This window comes from Lentzea terrae (assembly GCF_003265345.1).
Taxonomy (GTDB): domain Bacteria; phylum Actinomycetota; class Actinomycetes; order Mycobacteriales; family Pseudonocardiaceae; genus Lentzea; species Lentzea terrae.
The window spans coordinates 25,703-39,834 of record NZ_QFWW01000032.1 but is presented as its reverse complement, the minus strand read 5'-3'; the positions used below and the strand labels follow the sequence as shown (position 1 = coordinate 39,834).

Sequence of the window (14,132 nt, the reverse complement as noted above, 5' to 3'; positions counted from 1 at the left end):
GAAGCCCTGCTTGTACCAGCCACCACCGGGCACGGTGATCGTCGTAGCCGGCCGGCCCGCCGGCGTGAAGCTCCACCTGCCGGCCAGGTCGACCGACCCGATCGCGGCGTTGCCCGCCGCGACCCCGTTCACGTCCGGCACCGGAGCGGCGGAACCAGCCGCCGGGACCGGTGTCGTCACCCCGGCCGCGGCCAGCACCACCGCGACCACGGCCCGCAGCAAAACTCGCGCCATGCTTGAACTCCTTGTCCTGGCGAAGAGTTCTCAGTAATGGCGGCGGGCCAACATTGAGTCCACAGTGGACCAGGGCTGTCACAGGTGCTCGTCGAGTCGAGGACAGGGAGCGCGCAGGTCCCAAGGTAGGGCTCGGCGCCTGCGGCCGTCAATAGGTAGTACATGTTGACGAGAATGAGTCGGACTAGCCCAGTCGGATGCCTGTTCAGGACGGTCGCAGCTTGCGGCCCCGGCCTTATTGGTACGACTCATCCACTGTGCCCCAGGTAATCCAGGCCAAGTTGATCGGTCTTGTGTTGATGGTCAACGCCTTTCCGGAACAACAGAGAGGCGCACCCGACGCGGGTGCGCCTCTCTGTTCGGAAGTCCTACCAGCCGCGCTCGGCGAGGCGGTGCGGCTCCGGGATGTCGTCGACGTTGATTCCGACCATGGCCTCACCCAGGCCACGCGAGACCTTGGCGATGACATCCGCGTCATCGTAGAAGGTGGTGGCCTTCACGATGGCCTCGGCGCGCTGGGCGTCATAGGCAGCACACAGTTCCGCGAAGTTCTTGACCATCGGCAGCAGGCGATGAGGAGCGCCTGCTTTTCGTGGCTCCGCGTTACCGTCGGCCACCGGGAAGGACCAACCGGCGCGCTGTGCGTGTCCCTCACCGGTCGGCTTCAGCCCGCTCGCTTTGGCGCTGCTCAGCAACTGCGCGACGAACTGCTCGTCCAGGCCGTCCATGCCGGTCGCGGGTTTCGGGTACTCGGCGTTCTGCACGCCGGACATCACGTCGGTCATCAGGTGCACTTCCATGATCAGGAGTTACACCGAACGTTTTACTGTCCCCGGTGGCGGAGGCGGTCGTCAGTGCAGTCACCTTGACCTGGAAGTGGCAGAGCAAGTCCACGTGGCCGTCGCCGTTGACGTCCTCACCCTTCTCGTTGCAGGACGCCAGACCAGGTTCCGTGCCCTGCTGACCAAACGTCAACGAGCCCGTCTTGATCGCTGTGGTCGGGTTGAACGTCGCGCTGCCAAGCACGGCGACAGGAACCTTGCCCATCGTCTTGCTGTTGATCACGTTCTGACTGTCGCCAGGCTTGATGTCGATGCTGATGGGCATGGTCTGGCAGGTACGGAGGAACGCGTCGAGTGCCGGCGCCTGGTAAGGCTTCAGGTCTGCCTCGCCACGTGCTTGTCGCGCCTGTTCACACGCACCTGCACCAAGGTCGCCGGGTGAAGGCACCTTCACTGCTACCTGCGTCGAGCCGAGCACACCTGCTTCGCTATGAACGTACACAGCCGTGGCCACGTACGTTCCCGGTGTGCTGACGCCAGAGGTGTCGAATCTGAGCCGGAGCTCCTTCGTACCTCCGCTGTTGATGACGACATCCGAACCGTCGGCGACGCTGAACCGCGCGTCCTGCGGCAGCTGCGGCCGGATCGTCAGCGCCTGTTCTCCGGGGTTCGCAACGGTCAGCGGTATGTCGATCACGCCGGTGTTCGGGTATGTCACTAGTTCCACGTTGAGGGAGGCGACCAGCGCGAGATTGGGCCACCAAACGTTGTCCGCCTTGGCCGCGGTTGGGCGCACTTGACTGCAAATCAAGCGCGTTGGCCTCAGTTGGTTGCAAACCCGAAGATCCACTCCTTCTCGGAGTCGCCAGGCGCGATGAACTTCGCGATCGCCGCCGCATCGGCCGGACTCACCGCTGCGCCCGGCACGCTGGAACGCCGCCGCGTGCACGGACTACTTCACCCGGCAGGCACGCCGTTGCGCGTACTCGACGGCGCCCGGTTCCGGCAGACGCTCATCCCGCTGACCGCCCTCGCCGCGATGACCACGGCCAATCGGTGCGACCATCGGACTCAAGGCCAGCAAGGAATTCGGGGGAAGTTTCCAGGTCGGCGGCATGGTGATGCTGACAGTCTGCCTCGGTGCCGGCACCGCGATCCTCTTCGGCGCGATCAGCCTGAGCAGGCCACTGCTGCGCACAGTCACCGGCCAGGCCGCGCGAACCGAATGAGATCCGCGGCGCGGGCCGGCACGATCTCGTGCTGGGCCCGCGTCGCCGTGATCAGCTGTTGACGACGACCACCTCGTACTGGTCGGCCGTGGGCGGGAAGCCGGTGTCGAACTTGGCGTTGACGACCGCCAGCCGGCCGCCGAACTTCGCCGCGGTGGTGACCGACTGGAAGGTTGGGCTGGTGATGACCTTCTCCAGGGTGCCCGCCGTGGCGTGGTGGTCGAGTCGGAAGCGGCTGACCTGGTTGTTGTGCACGACCCACATCGTGCGGCCGTCACGGACGATTCCGTCGGCGCCGGGAACGCTGACACCCTGGATCGTCTCGCTCGCGCCGGTGCGTGGATCGACCTTGTTGAGCTCACCGCGGGTGCTGTGCGCCACGATCAGCGACCGCGAGTCGGGCGAGGTGGTGATGCCGTTGTTGTTGAACTGTCCGCTGGTATCCCCGGCCGGACCGGTCAACGCCAGTGTGCGGACCTGGCCGAGCCTGCCGGAATGGCTGATCGGCACGAAGTAGAGCTGTGCCTGCATCGAGTCGGTGAACCAGACGCCGTCGGCGGTCAGCGTGACATCGTTGATCATGCCGGCGTTGGCCTCGGCGAACTGGTACACCGCAACGGTTTTGCCGGTTCGCAGGTCGTAGACGTAGGCCTGGCCGGTGAATCCGCCTGCCACGAAGAGCAGGTCGTGCCGGACGTCGGCGGTCATGCCGACAGCTGTCCGGCCGGTCGGCGCGTCGATGAACAAACTGGCGGTGCCGCGTCTGACGTCACCGCGGTAGATGTCGCCGGCGAAGAGGTCTCCGGCGTAGAAAGTGGTTCCCCTGCCTTCGGTGATGCCCTCTGCCGACTTCGCGCCGGGCAGCACGATGAGCTTCTCGGGCGGTGTCGCCACGGCGGGCGTGGTCAGCCCGAGAAGCACCATTAATGCCAAAACTATCGAACGCATCAGGCGGACTCCTGTTCGTCGAAAATCCCGTCCGGCCAACATCCAAGCGCACTCACGGGCCGATGACGGGAAACAGGAAACGTCGAAAATGGTCCGAAGTAGACGGTCTGCCGCCTCCCTCAGCAGGCTGCGGTGAGCATGGCGTCGACGAGCCCACGCACCTGACGCGCCGGCCGGTCGCCACCGAGCGCGCGAGCGGTCATCGCTGTTCGACGCGCTGATAGTCCAGCTGCAGCCCGACCAGTACCTGTCCCGCAACCACCACAGTGGACGGTCGGATCAGGCCGGATTGCACATCCACGTGCTGCCACACGTGATCGTGCACGAGTCGACCGGACCGCCGCGCAACGGAGCCGCGACACCGCGCGCGGTGCGGTAGACGGGTTATTCGGCGCCGGACCGGAAGACGCGGCGGCTGACCTCCTCCTGACAGCCGATGCGGGTGCGGTCGACGTGGGCCGCGGCGGATGGCGTTGTAGATGGCGGTGTGCTCTTCGAGCGCCTGCTCGAGCGGGCCGCCGCGACAGTGACCTGCAGTTGCCCGTTGTGTTCAGGACACAGCAGGTCCTGAACACGACGCGGGCACCATCACCCTGATCTGCGTTTGGACCTCGCGCAGCCGCTGCCCGGATCGCGCGTTGCCCACCGCCACCACCTCGGCGAGGATCGACAGGGCGGTCTCGGCGAGTGATGCCCCACCGAGGTCGAGGCCGGCCGGGCCGCTCAGGCGGTCCAGACCGGAGGCTCCGGCGAGTCGTCGCAGCCGCTGGGCATGAGTGGCCCGGCTGCCCAGCGCGGCGACGTGTCCCGCTTCGCTCTCCAGCGCCGCGCGGATGGCGCGGTCGTCGATGCGGGGGTCGTGCGTCAAGGTGACGACAGCGTCCTCGGCCCGGAGCTGGTTGCCGGCGATCCACTTGTCCGGCCACGCGCGAACGACCTCGCAGGTCGCGGGAAACGCTCCGGACGTCACGTGGTCAGGGCGCGGATCCAGGACGACCACTCTGCGGTGCAAGGATTCCGTCATCCTCGCCATGGTTGCGGCGAGGTCGGTGGCGCCGACCAGGACGAGCGTGCTGCGCGGCCTCAACTCCTCCACGAACACGGAACTGCCATCACCGGACGGCGGCCACGCGGCGGTGGTCGTCACCGACCACGAGTATGGCGGCTCGAGCTCGATGCGCACCGCCAGCAGCCGGTCACCCGCCAATGCAGAGGTGATCGCGGCCCGCACCGGGGCGTCGGGGGCGCGGGTGAGCAGCACCTGGAGCTCACCCGCGCACGCCGGGGTTTCCTCCCACGGCATCAGGTGTGCGCTCGGAGAGACCGTCGTCACCTGGGGCGCGGCGCCGTCGAGCACGGCGCGCGCCGCGTCGAGGACGATGCCCTCGACGCAACCCCCTGATACCGAGCCGCGCCACGTGCCGTCCTCAGCGATCGCCATCGTGGCGCCCAGCGGCCGGGCACCCGGACCGTCGCGATCCACCAGGCGGGCCAGTACGACCTCCTGACCCGCGTCGTGCTTGACCTGTACAAATGGCCAAACCTCCCGCAGCACGGCCGTCAGTCCTCGATGACGCGGTCGAGCCGGATCGGCAGCTCCCGGTGGCGTTTGCCGGTGGCGTGCCAGACGGCGTTCGCGATGGCCGCGGCGACGGCCACCGTGCCGATCTCGCCCGGCCCCTTCATCCCGAGCGGGTCATCGGGCTCGTGGTCTTCGACGAAGTCGGCGTCGATGAACGGCACATCCGCGTTCGCCGCGAAGTGGTAGCCGGCGAAGTCCGCGTTCACCTGCCTGCCGCTGACCTCGTCGCGCACGACCTCCTCCTGCAGCGCGATGGACAGGCCCATGATCATGCCGCCGGTGAGCTGGCTGCGGACCATCAGCGGGTTCACCACGCGCCCAACCGCGAACCGCCCGACCAGCCTGCGCACCCGCACCTCTCCGGTGGCGGGGTCGACGGCCACCTCGGCGAACACGGCGCTGTAGGAGTGCCGTTCACGGTGTGGCCGCGACATGATTTCCTCGGTGGTGTCGGAAGTGACGGACACCGGCAGCGCGGGCCCCGACTCGAGCTGCTCGAGCAGGTCCCTCGCCGCCGCGACGATCGCCCAGCCCCACGAAGTCGTGCCCAGCGATCCACCGGCCTGCCAGGCCGGGCCGATGGCACTGTCGCCGATCCTCAGCCGAATCCTGTCCCAGCCGACGCGGAGCGCGTCGGCGGCGATCGCATGCAACGCCGTGCGCGCGCCTGTGCCGATGTCGATCGCCGCGATGGCCACGGTGAATGTGCCGTCCTGTTCGGCGGTGATCGTCGCGGATGACGGGAACGCGGTGGTGAAGAATGACGTGCCGGCCATGCCGGTGCCGATCAGCAGGTGGCCTTCCCGGCGACGGCGCGGCCGGTGGTCTCGGCCGGCCCATCCGAACTGGCGCGCACCCTCGGACAGGCAGAGCTGGAAGTTTCGACTGGTGAACGGCAGGCCGGACACCGGCCCGACCTCCGGTTCGTTGCGTCGCCGCAGGTCCAGCGGGTCCATGTCCAGCCGCTCCGCCAGCTCGTCCATCGCGGACTCCAGCGCGAAGGACCCCGGGGCAGTCCCAGGCGCGCGCACCGAAGCGACCGGCAGGATGTTCAGCGGCACCACGTTGAGCCTGGTGCGGATCGCGTCGGCGGCGTAGAGGGTCTTGGCGATCTCCACGCAGTTCTCGATGAACTCGGACTTGCCGGAGATCTCGAAGGCGGCCTCGTGGCCGATCGCCCGCAGCCTGCCGTCGCGGTCGGCGCCCAGCCGCACGCGCTGGTCGGTCCGCGGGCGCGCGGACGTCGCCAGGAACACCTCCTCCCTCGTCAAGGCGACGCGCACCGGGCGGTGGAAGAGCATGGTGGCCATTGTCGCGAGGATCAGCTGCGGGCCGAGGCCGGTCTTCGATCCGAAGCCGCCACCGACCTGCTCGACCTGGACGCGAACGTCGGACAGCGGCTTGCCGAACAGCGTCGCGAGTTGCGCCGCAATGCCGTACGGCGCCTGGTTCGAGTCGATCCCGCGCAGCACAGCGCCTTCCAGCCAGGCCGTTGCCACGTGCGGTTCCATCGCACAGGCGTGCTGGGCGGGCGTGGTGTAGCTCTCGTCCACCACCACTGCCGAGGCAGCCAGCTCGGCGTCCAGATCACCCTTGTTCGCATCCGGGCCGAACGCGGACAGCGCGGGCCGCGCCGCCGGGTGGCCCGGGGAGAACGCGATGTCATGCGGCTGTTCCACATAGGACACGCGCAGCCGCTCGGCCCCGGCACGGGCCTGCTCGTGAGTTTCCGCCACGACGAGCGCGACCGGCCAACCACCGTGGGCGATCTGGTCGTCCTGCAGCAGCTGCAACTGGCCGTCCGGACCGAAGAAGGGCGAGCCGGCCTCCGGGTCGACCCGCGGCGCGTTGCGGTGGTCGATCACACCGATCACACCGGGCGACGCAAGTGTCGCGCTGGGGTCGATGGCGGTGATACGGCCACTGGCGATCGTCGCGGTGACGACCGCGCCGTGAGCGAGCCGCTCGATCGGGATGTCACCGGCGTAGCGGGCTTTGCCGCTCACCTTGTCGCGGCCTTCAACCCTGGTGCGCGGCGTGCCGATCGCAGGCGCGGACAACCCGGAAATCTCGGCACCCGTGCCGTCGAGCACCTGTGGGTGTGTGTTCATCTTGTCGCTCCCATCCGGTCAGTGGACGATCTCGGTCAGCACGGACTGGATGAGGTTGCGTGCCAGTCTAAGCTTGTATCCGTTGTGCGGTAACGGTTTTGCTGCACTGAGCTCCGCCTCGGCCGCGGCGCGGAACCGCTCAGGGGTGGCCGGGCCGCCGCGCAGCTCCTCCTCGGCGATCCTCGCCCGCCACGGGTGCGAGGCGACGCCGCCCAGCGCGATGCGCACCTCACGCACCTGGCCCGAGCGCACCACCAGATCCGCCGCGACAGATACGGTGGCGAAGGCGTATGACGCGCGTTCGCGCACCTTGCGATACCGCGACCGTTCTCCTGCGGCGGCGCTGGGAAGCGTCACGGAGGTGATCAGGGCGCCGTCGGGAAGCGTCGTCTCCAGGTGCGGTGTGTCGCCGACCGGGCGATAGAACCGCGAGATCGGAATCTCCCCTTTGCCGTCCAGCGTCTCGTAATGCACGACCGCGTCGAACAACATCATCGGTACCGCCATGTCCGACGGGCTCGTGGCCACGCAGGCCGGTGACGCGCCGAGGATGGCGTGGTTGTGGTGCACGCCTGCCACGGCGGCGCAGCCACTGCCGGGCACCCGCTTGTTGCACGCCGACGACAGATCGGCGAAATAGGCACACCTGGTGCGCTGCAACAGATTTCCCGCCACCGTCGCCATGTTGCGCAGCTGCCCGGACGCGCCGGCCAGCACCGCCTGGGACAGCGCCGGATAGCGGCGCCGGATCTCGGGATGAGCGGCGGCGTCGCTGTTCGTCGTCGTCGCACCGATCACCAGATCACCGTTGCGGGCCTCGTGGACCCCGTCGAGCGGCAGAGCACGCACGTCGACCAGACGATCAGGTGTCTCGACACCGCGCTTCATCAGGTCGACGAGATTCGTGCCGCCCGCCAGGAACCGGGCGTTTTCCTGTCCCACCACGGAGGTCAGCGCATCGTGGACCGCGGTCGCGCGGCTGTAGGCAAACTCCTTCACCTGTTCACCTCTTCACATTCGGCGGCCTCGAGAACGGCGCGCACGATCGACGGGTAAGCGCCGCAGCGGCACAGGTTTCCGCTCATCCGCTCGCGCACCTCATCGGCGTCGAGGGGCCGGTGTGGCTGGTCAGGTGAGAGGTCGGGGGTAACGGCACTCGGCCATCCCGCCGCATGCTCGGCCAGCACCCCGACGGCCGAGCACAATTGACCAGAAGTGCAGAACCCACACTGGAGTCCGTCGAGCCGCACAAACGCCTCCTGGACCGGCCGCAGCTCGTCGTTCACGGCGAGCCCTTCAACCGTGATGACCTCGGCACCCTCCGCGGCGACCGCAAGCGTCAGGCACGACACCACGCGCCTGCCGTTCACCAGCACCGTGCACGCACCGCACTGGCCGAAGTCACACCCCTTCTTCGAACCGATGTGCCGCGTGTCCTCCCGCAACGCGTCAAGCAGCGTTCTGCGGTTGTCGACAGTGAGCCGATGCGTGGTTCCGTTGATATGCAACGATATTTCACTTCGAGCGTCGTTCGTCATCGCGCTCTTCCCTTCGCCTGGTCCGATCAAACCAACGGGCGAGGCCCGAGAGGAGCCTGATGCTCTCGAACTCTTGCCTGGACATGCTGAATCCGGCCGCGCCGATATCTGCAGCTGTGGCATCTGTTTGGCCTGACGAGCAGCAGCGCAGCGTTGCAGATCAGGAGGACATCAGGAGGCGCACCGGCTACGAAGCCAACCGCCACCGACAGCGCCTCGCGCGGGCCGGGCTGGAGGCGGTCCAGAGCCGCGCGCACAGGCAGCAGCAACTGGTTGAGACTGGAGCAGCTGACGTCGGCCTCGAAACTCCTACCCGGACGCCACCGCTCTGTCGCACAAGGTCAAGGAACTCGGAAATCCGTGCCAGCTCATCGTGACGCCCGAACAGTTCGACACCGACCCCCCATTACCTCACGCGCCCCGTCGTTGCTCGCCGGTCACCAGCCGGCCGCGAACCGTCTTCAGGTGCCTCTGTCCGGGGAGGCTATAGCGAGTCCCCCGCGGCAGGGCCCGTCAGCGGAGCAAGCGGGCAGGATCGAGCAAGAAGTCGCGAGTTCTGGTCAACCGTCGCGAGAAGTGCCGGATGTGTCGGTTCGGACGTTCGCGCCCAGGCGGACCGCGTCCCGGCGCGGCGGGTCACCGAACTGCCGGCGGTACTCGCGGCTGAACTGGGCGGGGCTCTCGTAGCCGACCTGACGGCTGATCCCGGCGATGTCGCCGGGATTCGCGGCGAGCAGCAGCCTGGCGTGCTGCAGGCGGATCTGCTTCTGGTACTGGATCGGGCTCATCGAGGTGACGGCCTGGAAGTTGCGGTGGAACGCGGAGACACTCATGCCCGCCCGCTGCGCCACCTCCTCGACGCGGAAGGGCAGCGCGTAGTTGTCTCGGATCCACTGGACGGCTCTGGCGACGTGGCTGAGACTGCTGTCGGGCAGGCCGAACTGACGCAGCATGGTGCTCTGCTCACCGGTGAGCAACCGCCAGATGATCTCCCGCTTGATCAGGGGCGCGAGCACAGGGATGTCGCGGGGCTGGTCGAGCAGCCGCAGGAGACGGACGACGGCATCAAGCAGTTCGGCGGAGGCGGTGCTGACGGCCAGACTGGCCGGCGCGCCAGCCGGGAGTTCCGGCAGTTCCTCGGCGTCCGCGGCCAACAGCACCTCGGCGACGGCCGTCGGCCGCAGGTCCAGGCCGAAGCCGAGCGCGGGTTCCCCCGGGCTGGCTCGGATGAACTGCGCGGTCACCGGCAGGTCAACCGAGGCGATGACGTACTCCCCAGCGCGGTACTCGTACAGGCGGTCACCCAGCGCGAACCGTTTGGTGCCCTGGGCGACGAGGGCCAGCACCTTGCCATAGGTGGTCGGCGTCGGCGGGCTGGGCCGATCGGCGCGGAAGATGCGCACGGAATCGATGTTCGTGCTCAGATCGGGGCGAGCATGCCGGGCCAGCAAGGCACGCAACTCGTCGAGGGGCATGGTCATCATTGAAGCACCGCACAGCCCCACGAACCCAGGGAGCGACAGAGGCGGGGTTCAGCGGAGACGGACTGAATCCCGCAGGACCATCACGACCCGGATCTTCCCCCCACCGTGGCTTCCCAGTCCTGAGTCCAGGTATGTGTGAGGTCCCGTTCTCACATCACGGCCTTCTTACATCGACACGTCGCCAGCCCTGCAGAGCCGACAAGGCCGGCGATCATTGGGGCAGGACCTCCTGGCGCGCGTCGACGCCTCGCTGTCAGTTCGCCGCGAAGTAGGCGATCTTGACGGGAACCCGCTTGGGCGGTGGGAACTGCTCGCCTTCGTCCCAGCCGGCATCCCGCGGCGTCAACGGCTTCAAGGTCTCCTGCTCGCGCAAGCGTTGCCATGCAAGATCCGCAGTTGCTCCAGCGTGTCCTCAGTGGACTGAGAGAACCGGATTCCGGCGAAGACCCATCTTCGCGCCGCTCTTGAGGCCCAAGAAAGCACACCACTCGCTACCGCCGCGCCAGCTCCACGGAGCAGGGCGGCGTTGGTCAGCACCGTTTACCGAGGAGGGAGTCGCAGCCTATGACCGAACTGGCACAGCTGCCGCACGCGCGTCAGCGCGGGCTTCAAGTAGTCGAGCGAACCACCAAGCTTCGAGCGGGTGTGGTCGGGCTCGCTAAACAGGCACTCGAAGATCACATACCGGGCCTGCTCGGCTCGGATGCCGCCCAGCTCGTAGCAATCTGCGGCTCAAGCGAGGCAAGCAGCCGTTGCGCGGCGTTCAGGTCCTCCGATGCCTGGCCAAAGCCCTGCGGATTCCGCCACAGTTGCTCGGACTCACCGACACAGCATCACGGTCCGTGCACGCACCACGTCCCGTCGCTAGGGTCAACGTCATCCTGGCGACGGACGAGGAGACCGACCCCACGCGTCGTCGCACGCTGCTCGCGGGACTGACCAGTCTGGCCGGCACCGCCGTGCTCGGTGCCGGGGCACCGTCCTGGGCCAAGGGCGATCCGGTGCTGGTGCTGACCATGACAGCCGGATTGACCACATAGGACGCTGCCGAGCTGTACGCCCAGCTGGGCACTGCGCCCTGAGGTTTTCCTGGGCTCTCAACAAACTTCAGTCGTTTGCGGTCAAACCCGCCGACCTCAGCCAACTCTTCTTGCGTCCACTCTCGACTCAAGCGCAGAGCGGTGACGCGGTGGCCGAACGCGTGGCCCGAACGGGAAGCGCTTTGCAGGGTTCCGGCTGTCACCCGCACGGACGCGTCATCCGCATCGGCGGTGAGGATGCTCCTGCCGGGGCTCGTCGAGTCGACGCGTCGCGACGGTCAGGCCCCCGGCCGGAGCGCCGGTGTCAGTCGTCCTGCTCCGGGCGGCCGACCACGAAACCGCCGCCGTGGAAGTTGACGTATACAGGAGCGAGGGATCCGGTTGTGGCCGTCGGGCGGTAGACGGTGCAGGTCACGGGCCCGGCACCAGTCTCCACCCGGAGGGTTTCCGTGCGCTTCGGAATGTCGGTGAAGCGCAGGTCCTTGTGCACCCGGGTCATCATTCGGCCGAGCAGCAGCTGGATGCCTCTGGCCTGGACTCTCGAGCTGAACGCCATGACGTTGCCTACTTCTTCACATTTGAATGACAGGTTTCCTGATAATGGGACGGCTCGTCCCGCATCACGCAAGGGAGAGCCGCTTGCAGCCCACCCGCGCCCCGGCGTACCTCCCATGGCGTAGGTGATGGGGAACGGTGTCTGTGCGGTCCGCTCCTCGGCGGTCGGCACGGTCCGGCCTTCTCTCAGACGTTCACCAAGTCCAGCGGGATCGTCGGGTAGGGCTCCGGTTCCTGGTCGGGTGTCAGTGCCGTGGGGCCGTAGCCCCAGTCGGTGAAGGAAGTAGTCGTAGGTGTCGCGGGAGTGCAGCAGTGCGTTGCGCTGCAACCGCTTGAGCCACACGTCCACGGACGTTCGTCGTCGACGCCGTCATGAGCCGGCGGCACCCGCGCTCGACTGCCGGTAGGGCCGCACCGCACGGCGCGCGATGGCGAAACGGTGCGTCTCCGACGGCCCGTCGTAGATCCGGAACGGTCGCACCTCCCTGAGCAGACGGGCCAGCGGGGCGTCGGCCGCCGAGATGCCGAGTGCTCCGCAGATCTGCACCGCCCGGTCGACCACCCGGTTCACGGCCTCCGCCACGAAGGTCTTGGACACCGAGGTGAGTTGCGCGGCGGCGGAGCCGGTGTCCAGCTCCCAGGCGGTACGCAGGATCAGAGCACGGCTCGCCTCGATGTCGATCTCGGAGTCGGCCAGCATCTGCTGCACCATGCCGAGGTCCCCCAGGACGGAGCCGAACGCCATGCGACTGCCCGCCCGTTCCAGTGCGACGTCCTGGGCGCGCCGCGCGGCTCCCAGCCAGCGCATGCAGTGCGTCATACGGGCGGGGCCGAGCCGGATCTGGGCTCCCTCGAAGCCGTGGCCGACCGCGCCGAGCACCTGGTCGTCCCCTACCACGCACTCGTCGAAGACGATCTCGCTGTGCCCGGCGAAGAGCCCTTCGTCCAGGGTCTCGATGTCCCGGACGATGCTCATGCCGGGTGTACCGGCGTCGACCAGGAACATGGTGGCGCCGCCTGGGTCTCCGGGGTTGCCGGCGGTGCGGGCCATGACGATGGCGAAGCCGGCGCCGCGGGCGCCGCTGATGAACCACTTGCGCCCGTCGATGCGCCACCCGCCGGGAACCCGGGTCGCGGTGGTCCTCAGGGAGCGTGGATCGGCGCCGGCTCCCGGTGCCGGTTCGGTCATGGCGAAGCAGGACCGCACCTCGCCGGCGGCGAGCGGGCGCAGATAGCGCTCCTTCTGGTCTTCGGTGGCGACCTTCTCCAGCAGGTGCATGTTGCCCTCGTCCGGGGCCGCGCAGTTCAGCGCCAGGGGGCCGAGCAGCGAGTAGCCCGCGGCTTCGAACACCACCGCCTGCCCGCGCAGGTCGAGTCCGTGCCCGCCCCACCGCGTCGGCACGTGCGGAGCGAACACGCCCGCCTCACGGGCGCCTTTCTGCAGGGTTTCCCGCAGGGACTCGGGGGCGTCGTGCACGGACCCGCCGCAGGCGCGCTCCGCCGGGATCACCACCGCGCGTACGAACGCGGAAGTGGACGCGGCAAGTTGGGCAACAGTCGGATCGACATCGAACTGGATGGGCACGGGACCTCCCGCCGACAGGCGTACGGGCATCGGGCCCGCCGCGTCCCTAGAAACTGTATAGCGTCTTCAGTATCTTGCCGAGAGGCACTCGGCGACAGGATGACGACAGGAGAGACGCCCTATGAGCCACCCTGCGAGCACAGAGCCGGTCCGGGTCGTCCGTCACACCGACGGAGTCGTCGAGGTGAGGCTGGACGCCCCCGAGCGGGGCAACGCCCTTGACCTGGCAACGGCCGAGGCACTGCGGGACACGACCGCCCAGGTGGCCGCGGACCCAGGCGGCGCGGTCCTGCTGCGGGCGGCGGGCGGCACCTTCTGCGTGGGCGGTGACCTGCGCGCCTTCGCCGGTCGCGGCGAGGAGACGGGTGCCTACATGCATGCCGTGGCGACCGCCGCGCATACCGCGATACAGGTCCTGCACGAGCTGCCGGTACCGGTGGTGACCGCCGTGCGGGGCGCCGCCGCGGGCGGCGGGGTGGGCCTCGCCCTCGTGGGCGACATCGTCCTGGCGGGCCGGTCCGCACGGTTCCGGCTGGCGTACACGGACGTCGGGCTCACGCCGGACTGTGGGGCCTCCTGGTTCCTGCCGCGTCTGGTCGGCCCCCGGCTGGCGGCGGACCTGATTCTCACCAACCGGGTCCTGACCGGGGACGATGCCGAACGGTGGGGCCTGGTCTCCCGGTCGGTCGACGACGCGGAGCTGGACGCGGCGGCGCACCAGACCGCCGCCGGACTGGCCGCCGGCGCCGGTGCGGCGCTGCGCGCCGCGAAGAGCCTGCTGCGCGGCCGTGCCGGGCACGGACTGGGCCGCCACCTCGTCGAGGAGGCGCGACAGATCGCCGCCCTGGCGGACGGGCGGGAGGCCCAGGACCGCATGGCGTCGTTCCTCGCCGCCCGGGACCGCGCCCGGACGGGCAACAGCCGGACACAGCACAGGGAACCGGAAGGTGTTTCTTGAGTCCCTCTTCACTAACAGGCTCGCCGGAGCGTAACCTCCGGGCAACACAGAACCGAGGGAACCGGTCGCTACAGAACCGGGGAAAA

General features: G+C 68.4%; 12 protein-coding genes and 1 pseudogene. 2 read left to right on the top strand and 11 right to left on the bottom strand.

All coding sequences use genetic code 11. The features are described 5' to 3' along the window. The 9 genes and pseudogenes from DI276_RS52730 to DI276_RS40025 form a co-directional block, all read right to left on the bottom strand. Window positions 1–234, bottom strand: a 234-nt coding sequence (locus DI276_RS52730) for a hypothetical protein (protein WP_232837245.1), incomplete at its 3' end; no start/stop codon positions are given. A gap of 368 nt (window positions 235–602) precedes the next feature. Beyond that, window positions 603–755, bottom strand: a pseudogene (locus DI276_RS40055) (pyridoxal 5'-phosphate synthase lyase subunit PdxS); the annotation flags it as partial. Window positions 756–885: 130 nt separating this feature from the next. Next, window positions 886–1,734, bottom strand: a complete 849-nt coding sequence (locus tag DI276_RS50520; protein WP_157985269.1) for a hypothetical protein — start codon at window positions 1,732–1,734, stop codon at window positions 886–888. Between the two features lie 562 nt (window positions 1,735–2,296). Further along, complete coding sequence (locus DI276_RS40050) at window positions 2,297–3,193, bottom strand: SMP-30/gluconolactonase/LRE family protein (protein ID WP_112273701.1); 897 nt, start codon at window positions 3,191–3,193, stop codon at window positions 2,297–2,299. Window positions 3,194–3,743: 550 nt separating this feature from the next. Then, window positions 3,744–4,748, bottom strand: a complete 1,005-nt coding sequence (locus DI276_RS40045) for an XdhC family protein (RefSeq protein WP_112273699.1) — start codon at window positions 4,746–4,748, stop codon at window positions 3,744–3,746. 5 nt (window positions 4,749–4,753) lie between these two features. Further along, window positions 4,754–6,886, bottom strand: coding sequence for a xanthine dehydrogenase family protein molybdopterin-binding subunit (locus DI276_RS40040; protein ID WP_112273697.1), 2,133 nt, complete (start codon window positions 6,884–6,886; stop codon window positions 4,754–4,756). Window positions 6,887–6,904: 18 nt separating this feature from the next. Continuing rightward, window positions 6,905–7,885, bottom strand: a complete 981-nt coding sequence (locus DI276_RS40035) for an FAD binding domain-containing protein (RefSeq protein WP_112273695.1) — start codon at window positions 7,883–7,885, stop codon at window positions 6,905–6,907. After that, on the bottom strand, window positions 7,882–8,424 hold the full coding sequence (locus DI276_RS40030; protein ID WP_112273693.1) for a (2Fe-2S)-binding protein: 543 nt from the start codon (window positions 8,422–8,424) through the stop codon (window positions 7,882–7,884). Before DI276_RS40030 ends, DI276_RS40035 begins: the two co-directional genes overlap by 4 nt. A gap of 560 nt (window positions 8,425–8,984) precedes the next feature. Beyond that, on the bottom strand, window positions 8,985–9,908 hold the full coding sequence (locus tag DI276_RS40025) for an AraC family transcriptional regulator (protein WP_232837244.1): 924 nt from the start codon (window positions 9,906–9,908) through the stop codon (window positions 8,985–8,987). An 842-nt stretch (window positions 9,909–10,750) separates the two neighbouring features. On the opposite strand from DI276_RS40025, the gene DI276_RS50515 reads away from it, so the two are divergent. After that, window positions 10,751–10,948, top strand: coding sequence for a hypothetical protein (locus tag DI276_RS50515; protein WP_157985268.1), 198 nt, complete (start codon window positions 10,751–10,753; stop codon window positions 10,946–10,948). Window positions 10,949–11,252: 304 nt separating this feature from the next. Here DI276_RS50515 and DI276_RS40015 read toward each other — a convergent pair whose 3' ends face one another. Both DI276_RS40015 and DI276_RS40005 read right to left on the bottom strand, forming a co-directional pair. Beyond that, the gene (locus DI276_RS40015; protein ID WP_198681210.1) at window positions 11,253–11,504 is read right to left on the bottom strand and encodes a hypothetical protein; all 252 of its coding nucleotides are present in this window, start codon (window positions 11,502–11,504) and stop codon (window positions 11,253–11,255) included. A gap of 369 nt (window positions 11,505–11,873) precedes the next feature. Continuing rightward, window positions 11,874–13,088 (bottom strand): acyl-CoA dehydrogenase family protein, encoded by a 1,215-nt coding sequence (locus DI276_RS40005; RefSeq protein WP_112273687.1) that lies wholly within the window; start codon window positions 13,086–13,088, stop codon window positions 11,874–11,876. Between the two features lie 121 nt (window positions 13,089–13,209). Here DI276_RS40005 and DI276_RS40000 point away from each other — a divergent pair, with 121 nt between their 5' ends. Beyond that, window positions 13,210–14,046 (top strand): enoyl-CoA hydratase/isomerase family protein, encoded by an 837-nt coding sequence (locus DI276_RS40000; protein ID WP_112273685.1) that lies wholly within the window; start codon window positions 13,210–13,212, stop codon window positions 14,044–14,046. The last annotated feature ends 86 nt before the right edge of the window (window positions 14,047–14,132 follow it).

Coding starts and splice junctions, on each gene's coding strand:
- DI276_RS40015 (WP_198681210.1), bottom strand. CDS start 11,504: ATGGCGTTCAGCTCGAGAGTCCAGGCCAGAGGCATCCAGCTGCTGCTC.
- DI276_RS40025 (WP_232837244.1), bottom strand. CDS start 9,908: ATGATGACCATGCCCCTCGACGAGTTGCGTGCCTTGCTGGCCCGGCAT.
- DI276_RS40040 (WP_112273697.1), bottom strand. CDS start 6,886: ATGAACACACACCCACAGGTGCTCGACGGCACGGGTGCCGAGATTTCC.
- DI276_RS40000 (WP_112273685.1), top strand. CDS start 13,210: ATGAGCCACCCTGCGAGCACAGAGCCGGTCCGGGTCGTCCGTCACACC.
- DI276_RS40050 (WP_112273701.1), bottom strand. CDS start 3,193: ATGCGTTCGATAGTTTTGGCATTAATGGTGCTTCTCGGGCTGACCACG.
- DI276_RS40030 (WP_112273693.1), bottom strand. CDS start 8,424: ATGACGAACGACGCTCGAAGTGAAATATCGTTGCATATCAACGGAACC.